The organism is Rhizobium sp. GR12 (genome assembly GCF_036596185.1).
GTDB classification, from domain to species: domain Bacteria; phylum Pseudomonadota; class Alphaproteobacteria; order Rhizobiales; family Rhizobiaceae; genus Agrobacterium; species Agrobacterium nepotum.
Map to the genome: position 1 here is coordinate 65,568 of NZ_JASXTH010000001.1, position 17,977 is coordinate 83,544.

The 17,977-nt window shown below is 60.8% G+C and carries 12 protein-coding genes, 1 tRNA gene and 1 pseudogene; 6 read left to right on the forward strand and 8 right to left on the reverse strand.

Features of this window, described 5'->3' with window-relative positions:
• Positions 1 to 5: 5 nt before the first annotated feature.
• Positions 6 to 236: a putative signal transducing protein gene (locus tag QSK43_RS00310; RefSeq protein ID WP_045021937.1), complete on the reverse strand. Its 231-nt coding sequence runs from the start codon at positions 234 to 236 to the stop codon at positions 6 to 8.
• A 111-nt stretch (positions 237 to 347) separates the two neighbouring features.
• On the opposite strand from QSK43_RS00310, the gene QSK43_RS00315 reads away from it, so the two are divergent.
• From QSK43_RS00315 to moaB, 4 genes are all read left to right on the forward strand, one after another.
• Positions 348 to 1,364 carry a polyprenyl synthetase family protein gene (locus QSK43_RS00315; RefSeq protein ID WP_332301906.1) on the forward strand — a complete coding sequence of 339 codons (1,017 nt, stop codon included), beginning with the start codon at positions 348 to 350 and terminating at the stop codon, positions 1,362 to 1,364.
• A gap of 190 nt (positions 1,365 to 1,554) precedes the next feature.
• Positions 1,555 to 3,399 carry a tetratricopeptide repeat protein gene (locus tag QSK43_RS00320; RefSeq protein WP_045022048.1) on the forward strand — a complete coding sequence of 615 codons (1,845 nt, stop codon included), beginning with the start codon at positions 1,555 to 1,557 and terminating at the stop codon, positions 3,397 to 3,399.
• A gap of 6 nt (positions 3,400 to 3,405) precedes the next feature.
• Positions 3,406 to 4,290: a 4-(cytidine 5'-diphospho)-2-C-methyl-D-erythritol kinase gene (locus QSK43_RS00325; protein ID WP_332301907.1), complete on the forward strand. Its 885-nt coding sequence runs from the start codon at positions 3,406 to 3,408 to the stop codon at positions 4,288 to 4,290.
• Between the two features lie 26 nt (positions 4,291 to 4,316).
• Complete coding sequence (gene moaB / locus QSK43_RS00330; RefSeq protein WP_045021939.1) at positions 4,317 to 4,862, forward strand: molybdenum cofactor biosynthesis protein B; 546 nt, start codon at positions 4,317 to 4,319, stop codon at positions 4,860 to 4,862.
• 172 nt (positions 4,863 to 5,034) lie between these two features.
• Here moaB and QSK43_RS00335 read toward each other — a convergent pair whose 3' ends face one another.
• The 4 genes and pseudogenes from QSK43_RS00335 to QSK43_RS00350 all read right to left on the reverse strand — a co-directional run bounded on the left by QSK43_RS00335 (position 5,035) and on the right by QSK43_RS00350 (position 9,261).
• Positions 5,035 to 5,910 carry a dienelactone hydrolase family protein gene (locus tag QSK43_RS00335; protein WP_045021940.1) on the reverse strand — a complete coding sequence of 292 codons (876 nt, stop codon included), beginning with the start codon at positions 5,908 to 5,910 and terminating at the stop codon, positions 5,035 to 5,037.
• 150 nt (positions 5,911 to 6,060) lie between these two features.
• A complete protein-coding gene (locus QSK43_RS00340) occupies positions 6,061 to 6,462 on the reverse strand; it encodes an MAPEG family protein (protein ID WP_332302226.1) in 402 nt (133 codons plus the stop codon).
• 113 nt (positions 6,463 to 6,575) lie between these two features.
• Positions 6,576 to 8,081 carry an IMP dehydrogenase gene (gene guaB, locus QSK43_RS00345; protein WP_045021941.1) on the reverse strand — a complete coding sequence of 502 codons (1,506 nt, stop codon included), beginning with the start codon at positions 8,079 to 8,081 and terminating at the stop codon, positions 6,576 to 6,578.
• A gap of 179 nt (positions 8,082 to 8,260) precedes the next feature.
• Positions 8,261 to 9,261, reverse strand: a pseudogene (locus QSK43_RS00350) (MBL fold metallo-hydrolase).
• A gap of 192 nt (positions 9,262 to 9,453) precedes the next feature.
• On the opposite strand from QSK43_RS00350, the gene QSK43_RS00355 reads away from it, so the two are divergent.
• Positions 9,454 to 10,851, forward strand: coding sequence for an MDR family MFS transporter (locus tag QSK43_RS00355; RefSeq protein ID WP_442967769.1), 1,398 nt, complete (start codon positions 9,454 to 9,456; stop codon positions 10,849 to 10,851).
• Between the two features lie 99 nt (positions 10,852 to 10,950).
• Here the strand turns inward: QSK43_RS00355 and QSK43_RS00360 are convergent, their stop codons facing one another.
• The 3 genes from QSK43_RS00360 to QSK43_RS00370 all read right to left on the reverse strand — a co-directional run bounded on the left by QSK43_RS00360 (position 10,951) and on the right by QSK43_RS00370 (position 13,568).
• Complete coding sequence (locus tag QSK43_RS00360; protein ID WP_045021943.1) at positions 10,951 to 11,691, reverse strand: RlmE family RNA methyltransferase; 741 nt, start codon at positions 11,689 to 11,691, stop codon at positions 10,951 to 10,953.
• Complete coding sequence (locus QSK43_RS00365) at positions 11,688 to 13,322, reverse strand: Ppx/GppA phosphatase family protein (protein ID WP_332301909.1); 1,635 nt, start codon at positions 13,320 to 13,322, stop codon at positions 11,688 to 11,690. Before QSK43_RS00365 ends, QSK43_RS00360 begins: the two co-directional genes overlap by 4 nt.
• Positions 13,323 to 13,491: 169 nt before the next feature.
• A tRNA-His gene (locus QSK43_RS00370) sits at positions 13,492 to 13,568 on the reverse strand.
• 371 nt (positions 13,569 to 13,939) lie between these two features.
• Between QSK43_RS00370 and QSK43_RS00375 the strand changes: the two genes are divergently transcribed.
• Entirely contained in the window at positions 13,940 to 17,707 is a 3,768-nt protein-coding gene (locus QSK43_RS00375) for an ATP-binding protein (protein ID WP_332301910.1), read from the forward strand.
• Positions 17,708 to 17,977: the final 270 nt, after the last annotated feature.

Consider the following 17,977-nt stretch of genomic DNA (forward strand, 5'->3'; position numbering starts at 1 on the left):
TCCGCTTAAGCCTCTTCGTTGCGCAATTCGTCGCCCAGTCCGGCATCCGTGAGAATACGGCGGGCCTGACCGGCACGGTCTTCCTCCACAAGGAACCTTCGGGGCAAAAGACCGAGCGAACCTTCCAGAATGCTCATGGCCTGATCGGCAATTAGGCAGTGGATACCGGCGTCCTTCATCAGGCTTTCGGCGAAGGACAACAGCACGGCATCGTTGGTTCGGATCAGTTCACGCATGGATAAGCCCTAAATTCCCAACTTTTTGAATGGCTAGCGGCAATTCGCCCCTTGCCGCGACAGGCGCCAGTTTTTATTGTCGAATTCAAATTCGAACAGGAGTCCTGTCCCTTGGGCGTCGTCATACCGCTTGAAGAAAGCAAAAACAAACTCGCATCCGTCAAGCCGCTCGTCGACCTGACCCGTGCCGACATGGAACGGGTGAACCAGCTTATCCTTTCCAGAGCCGGTTCCGATGTCCAGATGATACCCGAAGTGGCCAATCATCTGATCTCGTCGGGCGGCAAGCGCCTGCGGCCTATGCTGACGCTCGCCTCGGCTTCCCTGTTCGGTTACGAGGGCGACAATCACATCAAGCTCGCCACCAGCGTGGAATTCATGCACACGGCGACGCTTCTGCATGACGACGTGGTGGACGAAAGCGACCTGCGCCGCGGCAAGTCCACCGCCCGCACCATCTGGGGCAACCAGGCGAGCGTTCTTGTCGGCGACTTCCTGCTCGGCCAGGCGTTCCGGATGATGGTGGATGTCGGCTCGCTGGACGCGCTCGACGTGCTGTCCACCGCCGCTTCCGTGATCGCCGAAGGCGAAGTGTTGCAGCTTTCGGTCGCCAAGAACATGGAAACGACCGAGGACGACTATCTTCAGGTCATCCGCGCCAAGACAGCCGCCCTTTTCGCGGCGGCGGCGGAAGTTGGCCCCATTGTCGCCAAAGCCGACAAGGCAAGCCGCAGCGCCCTCAAATCCTACGGCATGAATCTCGGCCTCGCCTTCCAGCTCGTCGACGACGTGCTGGATTATGGCGGCAAATCCGCCGATCTCGGCAAGAATACCGGCGATGATTTCCGCGAGGGCAAGATCACGCTGCCGGTCATTCTTTCCTATCGTCGTGGCACGCCGGATGAGCGCGCCTTCTGGCGCAACGCCATCGAAAAAGGCGAAAGCAGCGACGAGAACCTCGAAAAGGCGCTCGGCCTCATCACCAAATACAACGGTCTTGGCGACACGATCGGCCGCGCCACGCATTACGGCACCATTGCCCGCGACGCCCTCGCGCCGCTGCCGCAGAGCCCGTGGAAAAACGCGCTTCTGGAAGTCATCGACTTCTGCATCGAGCGTCTCAACTGACGCCAGAGGCGGGGCGAACGGCGGATGGACAAGACCATCCGCCCGACGTTTCGCACCAGACGCCCCGCAAGGAGAGATTGTGGCCCGGGCCATAATTTGTTGCGGGGTTGCTTCAAAAAAGCCATTCTATCGTGACCAAACAATGGAAACTGATTTTTCCGTGCTTCTGCACAAAGGCAAGGGTTCCCTCATGCGGCGTAAACCAGCACTTCGTCTTCTCTGCAGCGCGGCTCTCGCCGCCGCTCTCGCACTTGGCGCGGGTGCAAGCCCCGGCTTTGCGGAGACGAAAACGGAAACCAAGGCCGTTACTTTCGATCCTGCCAAGGTAAACACCTTCTCCGGTGCTTTCCTCGCCGCGCGCAATGCCGATGTCGATCAGGACTATCCCACCGCGATTTCGCTCTACAAGAAGGCGCTGGAATACGATCCGGCCAATTTTGAAATCCGCCAGCGCCTGATGATCGCCGAACTTTTGAGCGGCAATTTCGAGGCCGGCGCCAAGATCGCCGATTCGATGAAGGACGACAGCTCCGTCGAACGCGTAACGACCATCGTGCGCGGTCTCGACGCCATCAAGGACAAGGAATTCGTCAAGGCCGAGAAAATCCTGAAATATACCGGCCCGAACGATCTCGACCGCATGGTCAACACGCTTTTGACCGCCTGGGCGCGCGCCGGTTCCGGCAAGCCGAAGGAAGCGCTGGCGCTCGTCAACAATATGAAGGGTCCAGGCTGGATCTCGATTTTCCAGAAGTACAATGCGGCGGCGATCGCGCTTGTCTCTGGTAACACCGATGCCGCCCGCAAGAGCCTGAACGAAGCGGTGACGGACCGCGAAGGCGGGGCAACCGCTTCCGACACCTATATGCGGGCGGTGATGGCGCTTGCACGACTGGAGGCTTCCGCCGGCAACAAGCAGAAGGCGCTGGACGCGATTGCGGTCGGCGATACTTTTGCGCCGAATTACGCGCCGCTGAAAGCGCTTCGCCAGGCCATCGAGAATGGTGAGAAACCGCAGCAGCAGATCACCAATGCCGTCGAAGGCGCCGCTTCCGTGATGTTTTCGATCGCGGGCGCGCTGAACCGCGAAGGCGCTGAAGAGATCGTCACGCTTTACCTTCAGACGTCGCGGGCGCTCGATCCGCAAAGCGCCGATACGCTGATCCTTCTCGGCGGACTTGCCGAGGCGATGAAACAGCCCGACCGCGCCATCGCCTTCTACCGCGACGTGCCGAAGGATTCGCCGATGTACCGCATCTCCGAGCTTCAGCTCGGGCTGACGCTGGCGCAGACGGACAAGGTGGACGAAGCGCGCAAACACCTGCAATCCCTGCTGCAATCCGACCCGAAGGACATCCGGTCTTATCTCGCCTATGGCAGCGTGCTTTCCGACGCCAAGGACTACAAGGCCATGGCCGAAAATTACGACAAGGCCGTCGAAGTGATCGGTGCCGTGCCGCAGAAATCGGACTGGACCGTGTTCTTCCAGCGCGCCATCGCCCATGAGCGCCTGAAGGAATGGGACAAGGCCGAGCCGGACTTCAAGCGTGCGCTCGAACTCAACCCGGAACAGCCGCAGGTGCTCAATTATCTCGGCTATTCCTGGGTGGACAAGGGCATCAACCTCGATGAAGCGATGAAGATGATCAGCCGCGCGGTCGAGCTTCGGCCGAATGACGGCTATATCGTCGATTCGCTGGGCTGGGCGCATTACCGGCTAGGCGCGTTTGACCAGGCCGTGACGGAACTGGAACGGGCTATCGAGCTCAAGGCTGGTGATCAGACCATCAACGATCATCTGGGCGACGCCTATTGGCGCGTCGGCCGCAAGATCGAGGCCGTATATCAGTGGAACCGTGCGCTGATTGGCGACAACGACGATCTGGACAAGGCCAAGGTGAAGGAAAAGATCGCCAACGGCCTGCCGCCGCTGGAAAAGGACGCCGAAAACACTGCCAAGAAGGAAGCCGCGCCGCAACCGCCGGCTCCGCCAGCACCGGCCCCCACCACCCCTGCTCCGGACAAGAAATCCTGACGCGGCATGCGGGCGGATGACGTTACCGGGGCTGTCGAAACAATCGAGGCGGCCCCGGCCAAGATCAATCTGGCACTGCATGTGACCGGTCAGCGGGCGGATGGTTATCATCTGCTCGAAACGCTGGTGACATTCACCGAAGCGGGCGACGCGATCCGCGTTCGCGATGCCGATACCGACACCTTCTCGATCTCCGGTCCCTTCAGCGACCTTCTGCGGGCGGGCGATGGCGGCGACAATCTCGTTATCCGCGCCCGGGACCTGTTGCGCGATGCGCTTGTGGCAACGAGTCAACCCGCGCGCGCGGTCGCCATTCATCTCGAAAAGAACCTGCCGGTCGCCTCCGGCATCGGCGGCGGCTCGGCTGATGCGGCGGCGACGCTGCGGGCATTGTTACGGCACTGGAATGCCGGGATTGCTCCTGAAAGGCTCGCACCGATCGCGCTGGCGCTTGGCGCGGATGTGCCGATGTGCCTTGAAAGCCGTGCACTTATCGCGCGGGGTATCGGCGAGGACATCGAGCCGGTCTCCGATCTGCCGGAACTCTTTCTGCTGCTCGCCAATCCGCTGAAAGCCGTCTCGACGCCGGAGATTTTCCGGCGATTGCTCGACAAGACCAATCCGCCCCTGCCGGAACGGAAAGCAGCCGGATGGGTGGATTTTCTTACACAAAGCCGCAATGATCTGGAAGCGCCCGCCAAGGCGCTGCTGCCGGAGATTGGTGAAATCGCCGGGATGCTGTCGCAGGAAGGTGCTTCCCTCGTGCGCATGTCCGGTTCGGGCGCCACCTGTTTCGGGGTTTTTCATTCCTTGGAGGCTGCCCGAAAAGCGGAAACATCGCTTCGAAACAAACGCCCCGGCTGGTATTTTCAGGCGACGCGGACCATCTGAAGACCACACAATTCGAGGATAAGGCCATGGCTGGCGAAAGACCCTTCATTCCCCTCGGCATCGCGGTTTTGACCGTATCGGACAGCCGCACGCTGGAGAATGACAAGTCCGGCGATACGCTTGTCGCGCGGATTAAGGAAGCCGGGCACCATGTCGCCGCCCGCGCCATCGTGGCCGACGATAAGGCCGCCATTTTCAACACCGTACGCGACTGGACACTTGCCGAGGGTGTGGATGTGGTCATCACCACCGGCGGCACGGGCTTTACCGGTCGTGACGTGACGCCCGAGGCGCTGGAACCGTTATTCGAAAAGCGCATGGACGGCTTTTCCGCCATTTTCCATCGCATTTCCTATGAAAAGATCGGCACCGCCACCATTCAATCGCGGGCAACCGGCGGCGTGGCGAATGCCACCTTCATCTTCGTGCTGCCCGGTTCTCCCGGCGCCTGCAAGGATGCCTGGGACGGCATCCTCAAAGCCCAGCTCGACTACCGCCACATGCCCTGCAACTTCGTGGAAATCATGCCCCGGCTCGATGAGCATTTGAAACGCGGGGCTGGCGGCGTTTGATTGGGTGCCACTTGTTTCTTCTCCCCGCCGGGGAGAAGGTGGCCCGAAGGGTCGGATGAGGGGGCAACCTCAGCGATAGACCGCACCTTTGCCCCCTCATCCCGCTGCCGCGACCTTCTCCCCGGCGGGGAGAAGAAACAAGCGGCAGCGTCGAGAACCCACTACTAACCCATCACGCCAAATATTTTTTGAAGAACTCCGTCGTGCGGCCCCAGGCAAGATCGGCGGCGGCTTTGTCGTATCGCGCCGAGGAGGTATCGTTGTTGAAGGCGTGGTTGACGCCGTCATAGACGAAGATTTCGAAGGTCTTGCCGTTTTCCTCCAGCGCCTTCTTATAGGCATCTATACCGGCATTGATGCGCTCATCCAGACCCGCATATTGTAAAAGCAAGGGCGCCTTGATGGCTGGCACATCGGCCGCTGGCGGTTGCTGGCCGTAATAGGCGACACCGGCATTCAGGCCCGCCGATTTGGTGGCGAAACGGTTGACCAGCCCGCCACCCCAGCAGAAACCGACTGCACCGACCTTGCCGTTCGCACCCTGCCTTGCGGCAAGCCACACCCGGCCTGCCTCGGCATTGGCAACCGTTGCGTCCATGTCGAGACCGCTGAACATCTCCCGCGCCTTATCCTCATCCGAGGGCGTGCCGCCTTGCGGCGACAGGAAATCAACCGCAAGCGCCCGGAAACCGGCGAGCGCCACGCGTCTTGCCACATCGCGGATGTGGTCGTTGAGGCCCCGATTCTCGTGGATTACGATGACCGAGCCGATGGGGCCGGAAACCGATTTCGGCGTGACGAGATAACCCTTCATCTCGCCAGCGGGGGCGGGATACGTCACCTCTTCGGCAACAATCCCCGCATCATCCGCAGCGACGATTGCCGCACGGGCGCTGTTGGCCGAAAGAAGCGGCGCGATTGCAGCCGCAGCCGCACCCGACCCGGCAAGCAGGGTGAGCTTTTCCATGAATTTGCGGCGGTCGAGGCTGAGATGGGTATATTCATCGTAAGCGTCGATCATGGCCTGCGTAATCTTCGGCTTGTCCATCGTCCTGTCCTCCTTGAACGCACGGATGTATCAAGCAGGATAACGCAGATCATCTCATGGGGAATGAGGCGGGCGCAAGCGACGCCACACATTTACGTGAGCGCTATTTCCTCGGTGGTCGACGGTTCCCAAACGCCGGGACGGCGGCGGTCACTCCAGAGCCAGCCAAATGGCGAGCCAACCCCAAAGGCAGACCAGAATGGCGAAACCGATGCCGAAGAGCGGAGCGCGATAACGCAGGCGATTGCTAGTGACGTGCACGTAGGAATGCGCATAGCGGGATATGACGAAGAGCCAGGCCAGAACGACGGTGACGATATTATCTGCGTCAGTAATATAAAGCAGAAGGCAGATGGCATGAAAGAGAACAGGGAGTTCGAACTGGTTGACGATGTTCCTGTTGACCAGACGGCTTTCGCGCCCCTCCTCGCCCGTTTCACAATATCTGAGGGCGGCTTCGCGATCTGTCAGCGTGCATGTTTTGCGCCGATAGAGAAGCAATGCGTAGAGGGCGAAGACAAGAAAAGCATGGGCGATCATCGGCCAGAACATTGCGGTGGTCGGCGACATGCTTTCTCCTCCAATCATAAAAAACGCTCCCCGATCCGGCATGAATCGGGGAGCGCCAAATACTCAGTATCCTTTTACGGATTCGCCTCGAAAGATCAAACCGCGCCGGGGTAGTTCGGGCTTTCGCGGGTGATCGTCACGTCATGGGCGTGGCTTTCGCGCAAGCCCGCGCTGGAGATGCGCACGAAGGTGGCGCGTTCCTGGAATTCCTTGATGTTGCTGCCGCCGACATAACCCATGGCGGCTTTCAGGCCACCGGCCAGCTGGTGCAGGACGCCGGAAACCGGTCCCTTGTAGGGAACCTGACCTTCGATACCTTCCGGCACAAGCTTCAGCGTGTCGCGCACTTCCGCCTGGAAATAACGGTCGGCGGAACCGCGCGCCATGGCACCAACGGAACCCATGCCGCGATAGGCCTTGAAGGAACGGCCCTGATAGAGGAACACTTCGCCCGGGCTTTCATCCGTGCCGGCCAAAAGCGAGCCGATCATGACGGCGGAGGCACCGGCGGCAATGGCCTTCGCCAGATCGCCCGAGAACTTGATGCCGCCATCGGCGATAACAGGAATATCGGCGGCATTGGCCACTTCGACCGAGGCCATGATCGCGGCAAGCTGTGGAACGCCGACGCCGGCGACGATGCGGGTGGTGCAGATGGAGCCGGGGCCGATACCGACCTTGACGCCATCGGCGCCGGCATCGATCAGCGCCTTGGTGCCGTCGGCAGTCGCAACGTTGCCGGCAAGGATGCGAACGGAGTTCGACATTTTCTTGACCTGCGAAACGGCATCGAGCACGCGCTGCGAATGACCATGTGCCGTATCAACCACCAGAAGGTCGACACCGGCATCGATCAGGCGCTCGGCACGCTCGATGGCATCGGCACCGACGCTGATGGCGGCGGCGGCGCGAAGACGGCCCTGCACATCCTTGGTGGCGTAGGGGTTCAGCTGAGACTTCTCGATATCCTTGACGGTGATGAGGCCGACGCAATTGCCTTTTCCATCCACCACCAGCAGTTTTTCAATACGGTGCTTGTGCAGCAGGCGGCGCGCTTCCTGCTGATCGACGCTGCTTTCCTTGACCGTGACCAGGTTTTCGCGGGTCATCAGTTCGTAGATCTTCTGCTGCGGATCGGAAGCGAACCGCACGTCGCGGTTCGTCAGGATGCCGACGAGGCGGCCATTCTTGTGGCCGCCGGAACCACCGTTTTCAACCACCGGAATGCCGGAAATGCTATGCGCCTTCATCAGCGCCTGCGCTTCGGCAAGGGTGGCGTCCGGGCCGATGGTGACCGGGTTGACGACCATGCCGCTTTCGAACTTCTTCACCTGCCGGACTTCTTCGGCCTGTTCGATGGGGGTCAGGTTACGGTGGATGACACCGATGCCGCCGGCTTGCGCCATGGCGATGGCAAGACGGCTTTCGGTGACCGTATCCATTGCGGAAGAGAGGATCGGAAGGTTGAGATCGATATCGCGGGCAATGCGGGTGGCAATATTCGTCTGTCCCGGCATGACTTCGGAATGCCCGGGTTGCAGCAACACATCGTCAAATGTGAGAGCGTCCAAACCAGTGGGTGTTTGAATGATGCGTGCCATGACCAAATTCCTTCATAATGAAAATGCGTGGCCGTTCCGGAACGAAAAGTTCACCCCGGCGCCCTGCAAGGATTGCTTGGAAGTTGGCGAGGGCTGGTAACACGTTCATGACAGGAAGGGAATAGAAAAAACCCGGAATGACCTTCCGGGCTTCTTCTGTTGCTGCATTGCAGCAGATATCAGATATCGAACTGATAGGATTTCGGCACGAAACGATAACCCGTATCCAGCTTTTCCGCATAACCGACAGCCGGGAAAGGCATGTGATAACCGAGGAAGGGCAACCGGTCCGTGGCGATCATGTCGTAGACCTTCTTGCGGGCTGCGGCGGCTGCCGCCTTGTCCATGTCGAACTTGACCTCCCAGTCCGGCCTTTGCAGCGACAGGACGAAATGGTTGGCGGTATCTGCCGTCAGGATCAGCTGTTTTCCTTCCGATTCGACGCGGAAGATCATGTGTCCCGGCGAATGGCCGAACGCCGCAATGCCGGTAATGCCGGAAACCACATCTGCGCCGTCGCCGATGAAGGTCGCCTTTTCCGCTAGCGGCTTGACGTTGGCGACGACGCCCTTGTGGCCGCCTTCGGCAGGCGTGCCGACCCGCTTCGCGTCCGTCCAGAAATCATATTCCGTCTGGCCGAAGACATAACGCGCCTTGGAGAAAGCCGGTGCGCCCTTCTCCATCAGCCGCCTATATGGTCGCCGTGCATGTGGGTCAGCACCACCACGGTCACATCCTCCGGCGTGTAACCGGCGGCCGCCATGCCTTCGATCAGGCGGCCGTTGCCGGCGTCACGGCCGGCCTCGCCGAAACCGGTGTCGAACAGCACGAGATCCGTGCCGGTATTGACGAGGACCGGCGAGAAGGAATTGACGAACTGCTCCTTCGGCAGGAAATTGTCTTCCAGCAGTTTGCCGACGGTCTCAGCCGACTGGTCGGTGCCGAAGGTCTCGCCCGGATTGGGCGCGGCGCGCGCGCCGTCCTTCACGACAAGAACTTCGAAATTACCAAGCTTGAAGCGATTGGTTTCAGGCGGCATGGCGTGTGTGATCTCCATGGAAGTTTGCGGCTGGTTCGTCTGCGCCGTTGCGGTGCGTGCCATCAAAAGCGGCGCGCCGAGAACGCTTGCTCCCGCCACACCGATAAGGCCGCGTCTGCTCATGCCCAATGATTGAGTCATCATTTTTCTCCCGATTATCGCCAAAGTCACTTTGCCCAACGGACAATAGAGCGAGAAAGTTGCAAGGAAACCACCCTCACGCAGGTTTGATCGGAACGTCGGAAATCGATAATTAACGTGTTGGCAAGTTGGCCCATCAGGCGTAGGAGAAATGCGACATCATTGTCGCAGCGGAAAGCCGCAGGCAGCCTCATGAACCGCATCATTCCCCTGATCCTGGCAGTCGCTCTCTTCATGGAGCAGATGGACTCCACCGTCATCGCCACATCGCTTCCGGCGATTGCGGCCGATCTCCATGTCGGCCCGATCACGCTCAAGCTCGCGCTGACGGCCTATATGGTGGCATTGGCGATCTTCATTCCCGTCAGCGGCTGGATGGCCGACAAATACGGCGCGAAGAAAATCTTCCGTATCGCCATCGGCGTCTTCGTGGTGGGCTCGCTCTGCTGCGCGGCCTCGTCGTCGGTGTTCGAATTCGTGCTCTCGCGTTTCCTGCAAGGCATGGGCGGGGCGATGATGACGCCCGTCGGCCGTCTCGTCCTTTTGCGCACGACCAAACGCAGCGAACTCGTTTCCGCCATGGCGCTGTTGACGATACCGGGGCTCGTGGGGCCGCTCACCGGCCCGCCGATCGGCGGTTTCATCACCACCTATTTTTCATGGCACTGGATTTTCCTGATCAACGTGCCGATCGGCATCATCGGCATCTGGCTGTCGACGATCTTCCTGCCGGAAATCGAAACCACCAATCCGCCGCCAATGGACGGCAAGGGGTTCGTACTGTTCGGCATTGCCGCCTCGGGTGTGGTCTTTGGCGTTTCGGTCGTCAGCCTTCCGGCATTGCCGCCCGCCATCGGCATCGCGTCGACGGTTATCGGCTTCATCAGCGGCTTTCTTTATCTGCGCCACGCAGCACACCACCCCGCCCCCACTCTGGATTTCCGGATTTTCCGCAACGCGACGTTCCGGGCGGCTTCCGTCGGCGGCACGGTCTTCCGCATCTCGACAGGGGCGATACCTTTCCTGATGCCCTTGATGTTGCAGATCGGTTTCGGGCTTAATCCGTTTCAATCAGGCATGATCACCTTTGCGGGCGCGATCGGCGCCATCACCACCAAATTCATGGCAAAACGCGTCTTTGCGGCAACGGGGTTCAAATCGACGCTGATCGGGGCCGGCGTCGTCGGCGCTTTCACGACCCTCGCCAACAGCTTCTTCACGCCTGAAACGCCCTACCCGCTTATCATGATCTTTCTGGTCACCGCAGGGTTTGCCCGCTCGTTCTTCTTTACCGGATCGAACGCGCTCAGCTATTCCGACATCGAGGACAGCCAGGCAAGCCAGGCGACCTCCATGGCGTCCGTGCTGCAACAGATCAGCCTTGCGCTCGGCGTGGCTTTCGCCGCTTCCATTCTGGAAGTCAGCAGCATGATGTCCGGCTCGCATCTCCAGCTTGCCGATTTCCACATCGCCTTCACCATCGTGGCGCTTATTTCGCTGTTCGCCATCGTGCCGATCATCCGCATGGACAACAATGCGGGCGCGGCCGTCTCCGGCCACCGCGGCAAGGTCTCGCAACCGGCAGAATGACAAAAGCGCCGTGCATCCTTCGGGGACACACGGCGCTCCAACTCTTTGAACTGCACATCGTTACGGACGAAAATCGAAGATGATTTTCTGTCCGATGCGTTAGTCTTCGTCCGCCTCATCCACATGCATAACGGACTGCGTCGCAGCCGTCCGGCCCTTGAAGTGCTTGGCAAGCAGGAACATTTCGACCGATTCAGACCGTGACGATGCCGGCTTGATATGCAGGACCTGCTTGAAGTTCTTCTTCAGCATGTCGAGCAATGCCTTTTCCGTGCCGCCCTGGAAGGTCTTGGCAAGGAAATGTCCACCTTCCGCCAGCACCTGAACGGCGAAATCGGCTGCGACTTCGCAAAGATGCATGGTGCGAATGTGGTCGGTCTTTTGATGGCCCGTGGTTGGCGCCGCCATGTCCGACAGCACCAGATCCGGCGTGCCGCCAACGGCTTCCATCAGCTTGTCCGGCGCGGTCGGATCGAGGAAGTCGAGTTGCAGGATCTTGACGCCGGGGATGGGATCGATTTCGAGAAAATCGATGGCCGCGACGCGAATGTCGTCCTCGGTGGAATCAGTCACCTTCGAAGCGATCTGCGACCAGCTTCCGGGTGCCGCACCAAGGTCGATGATGCGGGTGGCACCCTTCAGGATCTGATGCTTGTCGTTGATTTCCAGAAGCTTGAAGGCGGCGCGGGCGCGATAGCCTTCCAGCTTGGCGCGCTGCACATAGGGGTCGTTGATATGACGCTCAAGCCAACGGCGCGATGAGGCCTTGAGCTTGGTCTTCCTGACCTTCTGACCGATCTTTCGGCCAGTGCGATTGGTGCTTGTGGGCGCCTTGCTCATGTCAAACCTTCCGTTCTGTCCTGCCGTGCCATCTGCATGCGCCTTATCCGGTTACGCCGCCATGCGCCGTCATCCGCCATCATATCCGTCAACAGGCCTTCGCGCAGACCGCGATCGGCGACGCGCATGCGCCGCGCAGGCCAGCGACGGCGAATGGCCTCAAGGATGGCGCAACCGGCCAGAACCAGATCGGCCCTGTCAGGGCCAATGCAGGCATTGGCGGCGCGGCCGGCGAAATCCCAGGCCAGAAGCTTGTCCTGCATGGCCGTCACCTCGGCATCGGAAAGCCAGAGGCCATCCACCTTGCGGCGATCGTATCGCGGCAGATCGAGATGAACGCCCGCAAGCGTCGTCACCGTGCCCGAGGTTCCGATCAGGTGAAAATCTTCGTGATGGGCAAGCGGCGCCAGCGGCGGGCAATGGAAGGCGTCGAGCAGCCCTTCGACTTCCCGCACCATGGCCGCGAAAACATCCGGCGTCACATCGCGGCCGCCATGGCGTTCCGAGAGCGTGACGACGCCGACAGGAAGCGACGTCCAGTGGGTGATGTGGTTGGCGAGCCGGTTGGACCGGTTTTCACCGACCTTGATGACGGCAATTTCGGACGATCCGCCGCCGATATCGAACAGCACCACGGAGCGTGCTTCGCGCCCTACCAGAGAAGCGCAACCAGACACGGCAAGGCGGGCTTCCGTCTCGCGGCTGATGATCTCAAGCTTGAGCCCGGTTTCCCGGGTAACCCGCTCCAGAAACTCCTCGCCATTGGATGCAGCCCGGCAGGCTTCGGTGGCGATGAGCCGCATGCGCCTGATCGGGCGGCCGGCAAGTTTCGAGGAGCAGACCTTGAGAGCCTCCACCGCGCGATCCATCGCTTCGTCGGAAAGACGGCCGGTCGATACCAGCCCCTCGCCCAGCCGGACAATGCGCGAAAAGGCGTCGACGACCCGGAACTGGCCGGGCCGTGTCGGCTGCGCGATCAGCAGGCGGCAATTATTGGTGCCGAGATCGAGCGCCGCATACATATCCGTCTGCGACTCGGGGCCATTCTCTTGGTGGCGGGCACCGTGACGGGCGGAAATTTCAGATTGTTGCCGGTGCTGGTCCTGAGACGCGCCATTGGCGCGACCGTTCTGCTTGCCGACATGTCGGGGCGCATGGGACGGAACCAGCGGACGGCCCTGCGGGTCGCGACCACGCGGATCGCGGTGAGCCCGCTTGCGGTTGCGCGATTTTCGGACGCCACCGGGCGGCACCAGGGATGGATTTGTGGGGTCCGCTGCGGTTGTTGAAGCCTCACCCAGCTCGATGCTGGCGGGCGGCGTCTGCTGGGAGGTGCCTTTGCCACGGGAACGCCTGCGGCGCTTTCTTTTACGCGGCTCGGCATCCGGCTCGAGAGCCGATACATAGGGGGAACCGGCCGGAACATCCGCGGCAACATCGTGCGACAGCACAGCAACGTCACGGGGTTTACCGTCACGCCTGTTTTTCTTGCCACGACGGGATCGCTTCGCTTTCCCTTTGTTTGCCACCGACGCCCCTTGGTCCGACGGCTTTGGGCCGTTTCCGGGGTCGATCACTGTCTTGTCCATTTCGCCGCGCACAAGCGTAGACGCTATGCTGCTGGCTTTCATAAGGTTTCGTTGGGTGGACAATACCAGCGCAAGCGATTTTAGCCAAATGGTTTTTGGGAGCCTGGAAACAGCAGGGTGCGGGTGCCGTAAAAGGCCCACGCGCGGACAAACTCGGATCAGAGTCTGAAATCACTGCAATGATTTTCGGGGGGGTTCGGAAAATTGGAGATGGTACGGTTGGGGGGTCTCGAACCTCCGACCTCAGGTGCCACAAACCTGCGCTCTAACCAACTGAGCTACAACCGCACATCAAACGCCGAACCGGCGCTACGGGGGGTGACATAAAAGGTGTTATCGCCATTTGCAAGTCCCCCGGCGAATTTTGCGAAAAAAGGCTTGGAAAGGCAAGCCGATTTCGTTGCGCCGGGGCTGGTTAAAGTCGGCGGCCGGCCACGCCGCCTGCAATCGGGGGCGGACCGGAACGGGGCCAGAACGGGTGCGGCCGGGCCTGTTCATGTTAACTCTATTTGGCGATTCATTCCGGCGGCGGTGGACCCCGCCGCCCTGTGAAGTTATTTAAAATTCTGTTAACGTGGTGCCTGCGCGGGTTTACGTTTCAGCTTCATGAGGAAGCAGAAAGCCTCGCAAGGTCCGGTAGTGCCAAAATAGGTTTCGTCATGCCCGCCGTCCAATATCCCTTTATCGACATAGCAGTACATGAACGGGTGCGTGAAGGTTTCGGACGCGGCGAGGCGATGGCTTTGTTCTCGCTTGACCTTCGGAACGCGCTTTGGGCCAATGGACGGGGTGCGGCGCTGTTCGGCACGCCGATGGTCTATGATTTTCTGGAACAGGGCCCCAAACGGCAGGACGTGACCTTCCGGCAGCTGGCGACGACGGCGACGCGGCTTTCCAGGACCGGCGACAGCCTGCCGTTTACCATTCGCGTCAATGCGGGTTTTCGCAGCCTTGCCGTTACCGCCAAGGCGGAAATCATCGAGGCCGAACCTGGCCAGCCCGCGATCCTTTTTTCCGCCCTCACCGATCAGGCAGCACCCGACACGGCGGAATGCGCAAGGCGCATGATTGAAGGCTTTGACGATCCCGACATCCATATCGCTGTCATCAATGGCGACAACGAGGTCGTTGCCGCCTCGCCCAAGTTTGCGTCGCTCGGCATCACGCCGCATACGGCAAAGACGCTGGTGAGGATGGCCGCGGGTCAGGCAGGCCACCTCGTCAAACGGCCCGTGCCGACCGGCAAGGGTTACATGCCCGCCGCCGCCGGCCAGATCACCACATCGCCAGAACTCAACCTGCTGTTCGTGGTCGAGACCGCACTCGGGACACTCGATCCCGTTAACGGCTTTGCCGAAGACAAGCCGCAGGAAACCCCGGCCGCCGCCCAACCGGTTTTGCCGGTTGCCGAGACCGCGCCTGTTGCCGCAGCGGCTGCCTCCTTCGATTCCGTGCTCGACGCCGTCGCCGGTATCGAGGATGTGGAGGATGTGGAGGACGTGCAGGAACTGCCTGTCGACTCCGAAGACGAAGTGGCGGTGGATCAGGATCAGGAAACCATTCCGCCAATGTCGGCAGCAATAGAAGAAACGGATACCCCGGCGGATATCTCCGTGGAGGATGCCGATAGCGCTGCGAATGCAGCCATGACCGACGATATTGCCGATCTTTTCGAACTGGATGAGGATGAGCTGGAGGTTCCGGCAACCGGCCGGGCGACTGGCGAGGACCATGCCGAAAATGCACCGGATGCAGAAAGTGCACCGGCAGAAGATGAAATTGCCGAAACGGTGACGGCGCAGGCCACGACACCGGAGCAAGAAGATCTGCCGGCGGAAACAGAACCGGCGGAAGGCGCACCATCTTTTGTCTTCAACGCAGGGGGACGCGCGTCCCGTTTCGTCTGGAAGATCGATGCAGAAGGGCGCTTCAGCTCGATCTCGCATGAATTCGCGGAGGCGGTGGGCGCGAAAGCGGCAGCTGTCGAGGGCATGCGCTTCGCCGATGTGGCAGCGCTTTTCAACCTCGACCCGGAAGGCAAGATTCGCGAACTTCTCGGCCGCCGCGACACATGGTCGGGCAAGACGATCTATTGGCCGGTGGAGGCCACCTCCCTCATGGTGCCGATCGATCTCGCCGCCCTGCCCACCTATACGCGCTCGCGCGAATTTGACGGTTTCCGTGGTTTCGGCATCGTGCGGCTGGCCGATGCCGCTGAGGATCCCCACGCCACCGGCCTCACCTTCCTGGACGAGGAAGAGGATGCTCGAATCGAAGCCTTGCCACAGCCGGCTGCCGAGGACGAAAGCCATGACCTGCTGGCGTTTCTCGATGACGGTGATCACGCAGCCGGTAGCGACGAAACCTTGGCGGCGGAAGCCGATGCGCCGGCCGAGATTTCGGGCGAAGAACAGCGCCACGATTTCAGCCCGCCGGAGTTCGAAGTGCCGGTATTGGCAGCCGAATCCGCGCCGGAACCAGAGGTCGAACCACCCTATTCCGACAAGGTTGTTCATCTGGAAGAGCGTCGCGGGCGTTCCCGCGAGGGCCTGACCGCGGGCGAACAGGCTGCATTCCGGGAAATTGGCCGGACGCTGGCGCCCACGGATGCCGTTCCGGACGAAAACCGGAAGACGGAGGAAGAAGCCCGTTCCGCCGCGCGCGCCGAGCAGGACACCCACGACGATATCGACGCCGGGACACAAGTGGACCCCGCTGCGGCAGAGGTCGTCGAGACGGCGGAAACGGCGGAGGACGACGATCTTTTCGCGGACTATGTTCGTGGCGAACGGTCTGCGGCCATTCACAAGCCTGCGGATGAAAACGCGCTCGAAGAAAAGAAAGACGCGGTAGGCGATGCACAGCCGGTGGCCGATATCGCCGCCGCGATGGTCAGCCCGCCGCCCCGCCCCGCCAATGCGCTGAGCGCCGAAACGCTGGACCAGATGCCTGTGGCGCTCCTGGTGCATGCTGGCGACAGGCTGATCCACGCCAATCCGGATTTCCTGCGGCTGACGGGCTACGGCTCTCTCGATGAATTGGAAGAGGTCGGCGGATTGGAAGCACTGCTGCAACGGCACGAGCTGGAAGATATGCCGGACCATGAGGGCGGCATGGTGGTCGTCAGCGCGGAAAACGATATCATTCCGGTCAAGGCGCGGCTGCAATCCATCCGCTGGGAAGAAACCACGGCGCTGATGCTGTCGCTGGTGCCGCTGGAAGAAAAGCAGGCGTCAGTTACGGCGGCCAATGAAAATGCGGCAGCGACCGAAACTGCGAATGCGGAAGCAAGCAGTGTTTCCGTGCTGCAGGGCGAAGTCGAGGAACTGCATTCCATTCTGGAAACGGCAACGGATGGCGTGGTGCTTTTGGGAGACGACGGTGAAATCCGCTCGCTCAATCGCTCCGCCAGCGCGTTGTTCAACTATGATAACGGCGAAATCGCCGGCAAACCCTTCGTCACGCTGTTTGCGCATGAGAGCCAGCGCGCGGTGCTGGACTATCTTTCCGGCCTTGCCAATAACGGCGTCGCCAGCGTGCTGAACGATGGCCGCGAAGTGATCGGCCGCGAGGCGTCCGGCGGGTTTCTGCCGCTGTTCATGACCATCGGCCGGCTCAAATCCTCGCACGGCTATTGCGTGGTCATGCGCGACATCACCCAGTGGAAGCGCACGGAAGAAGAATTGCGCAACGCCAAGCGCTCGGCGGAAACCGCCAATGCCCACAAGACCGATTTCCTGGCGCGAGTCAGCCACGAAATCCGCACGCCGCTAAACGCCATCATCGGCTTTTCGGACATGATGGCGACCGAACGTTTCGGGCCGATCGGCCATCCGCGCTATGTGGAATATGCCAATGACATCGGCCGCTCGGGCCGGCATGTGCTCGACATCGTCAACGATCTCCTCGACATCTCCAAGATCGAAGCCGGGCAGATGGATGTGGATTTCATCGCCGTGCCGCTGAACGAGACGGTGGCCGAAGCGGTATCGCTGGTGCAACCGCAGGCCAACAACCAGCGCGTCATCATCCGCACGGCGCTTTCGCAATCCGTGCCGCAGATCGTCGCCGATCTGCGTTCGATCAAGCAGATCGTGCTCAACATCCTGTCGAACGCCATCCGCTTCACGCCGTCGGGCGGCCAGATCGTGGTTTCAACGGCCTATGAGGCCAATGGCAGCGTAGCGCTGCGCATCCGCGATACCGGCATCGGCATGACGCGGGCGGAGCTGGAACAGGCCATGAAGCCGTTCCGGCAGGTGGCGTCGTCGGGCAAGCGCGTGCGGGGCGACGGCACCGGGCTTGGGCTGCCGCTGACCAAGGCGATGGTGGACGCCAACCGTGCGAACTTCTCCATCACCTCGACGCCGAATGAGGGAACGCTGGTGGAAATTACCTTTCCGTCGCAGCGGGTTCTTGCCAACTGAGGTCATGCGGGCGTAGCAATGCGGCAAAGGGGGTAGACGGTTTCTAGCACTATCGTCTCCTCCCTCATTCCTGTGCTTGTCACAGGAATCTAGCCAGTCCAAGTCCTTGGGCTGGAAGGACTCCTCTCGCCGCGCAGACGCGCGTCGGCTGGATTCCTGTGACAAGCACAGGAATGAGGGAAATATGCATGCGGTGTCACAGTAAATCTTCGCGTTTTATATTGTGCAGTGACGTGCGTGGCGCCCTCCGTATCTCGCAAGACAGCAGGC

What these genes read in the sequence shown, in the direction of transcription:
- QSK43_RS00320 (WP_045022048.1), top strand. Translation starts at nt 1,555, where the DNA reads ATGCGGCGTAAACCAGCACTTCGTCTTCTCTGCAGCGCGGCTCTCGCC.
- QSK43_RS00325 (WP_332301907.1), top strand. Translation starts at nt 3,406, where the DNA reads ATGCGGGCGGATGACGTTACCGGGGCTGTCGAAACAATCGAGGCGGCC.
- QSK43_RS00355 (WP_442967769.1), top strand. Translation starts at nt 9,454, where the DNA reads ATGAACCGCATCATTCCCCTGATCCTGGCAGTCGCTCTCTTCATGGAG.
- QSK43_RS00375 (WP_332301910.1), top strand. Translation starts at nt 13,940, where the DNA reads ATGCCCGCCGTCCAATATCCCTTTATCGACATAGCAGTACATGAACGG.
- guaB (WP_045021941.1), bottom strand. Translation starts at nt 8,081, where the DNA reads ATGGCACGCATCATTCAAACACCCACTGGTTTGGACGCTCTCACATTT.
- QSK43_RS00365 (WP_332301909.1), bottom strand. Translation starts at nt 13,322, where the DNA reads ATGAAAGCCAGCAGCATAGCGTCTACGCTTGTGCGCGGCGAAATGGAC.
- QSK43_RS00360 (WP_045021943.1), bottom strand. Translation starts at nt 11,691, where the DNA reads ATGAGCAAGGCGCCCACAAGCACCAATCGCACTGGCCGAAAGATCGGT.
- QSK43_RS00310 (WP_045021937.1), bottom strand. Translation starts at nt 236, where the DNA reads ATGCGTGAACTGATCCGAACCAACGATGCCGTGCTGTTGTCCTTCGCC.
- QSK43_RS00335 (WP_045021940.1), bottom strand. Translation starts at nt 5,910, where the DNA reads ATGGACAAGCCGAAGATTACGCAGGCCATGATCGACGCTTACGATGAA.
- QSK43_RS00340 (WP_332302226.1), bottom strand. Translation starts at nt 6,462, where the DNA reads ATGTTCTGGCCGATGATCGCCCATGCTTTTCTTGTCTTCGCCCTCTAC.
- moaB (WP_045021939.1), top strand. Translation starts at nt 4,317, where the DNA reads ATGGCTGGCGAAAGACCCTTCATTCCCCTCGGCATCGCGGTTTTGACC.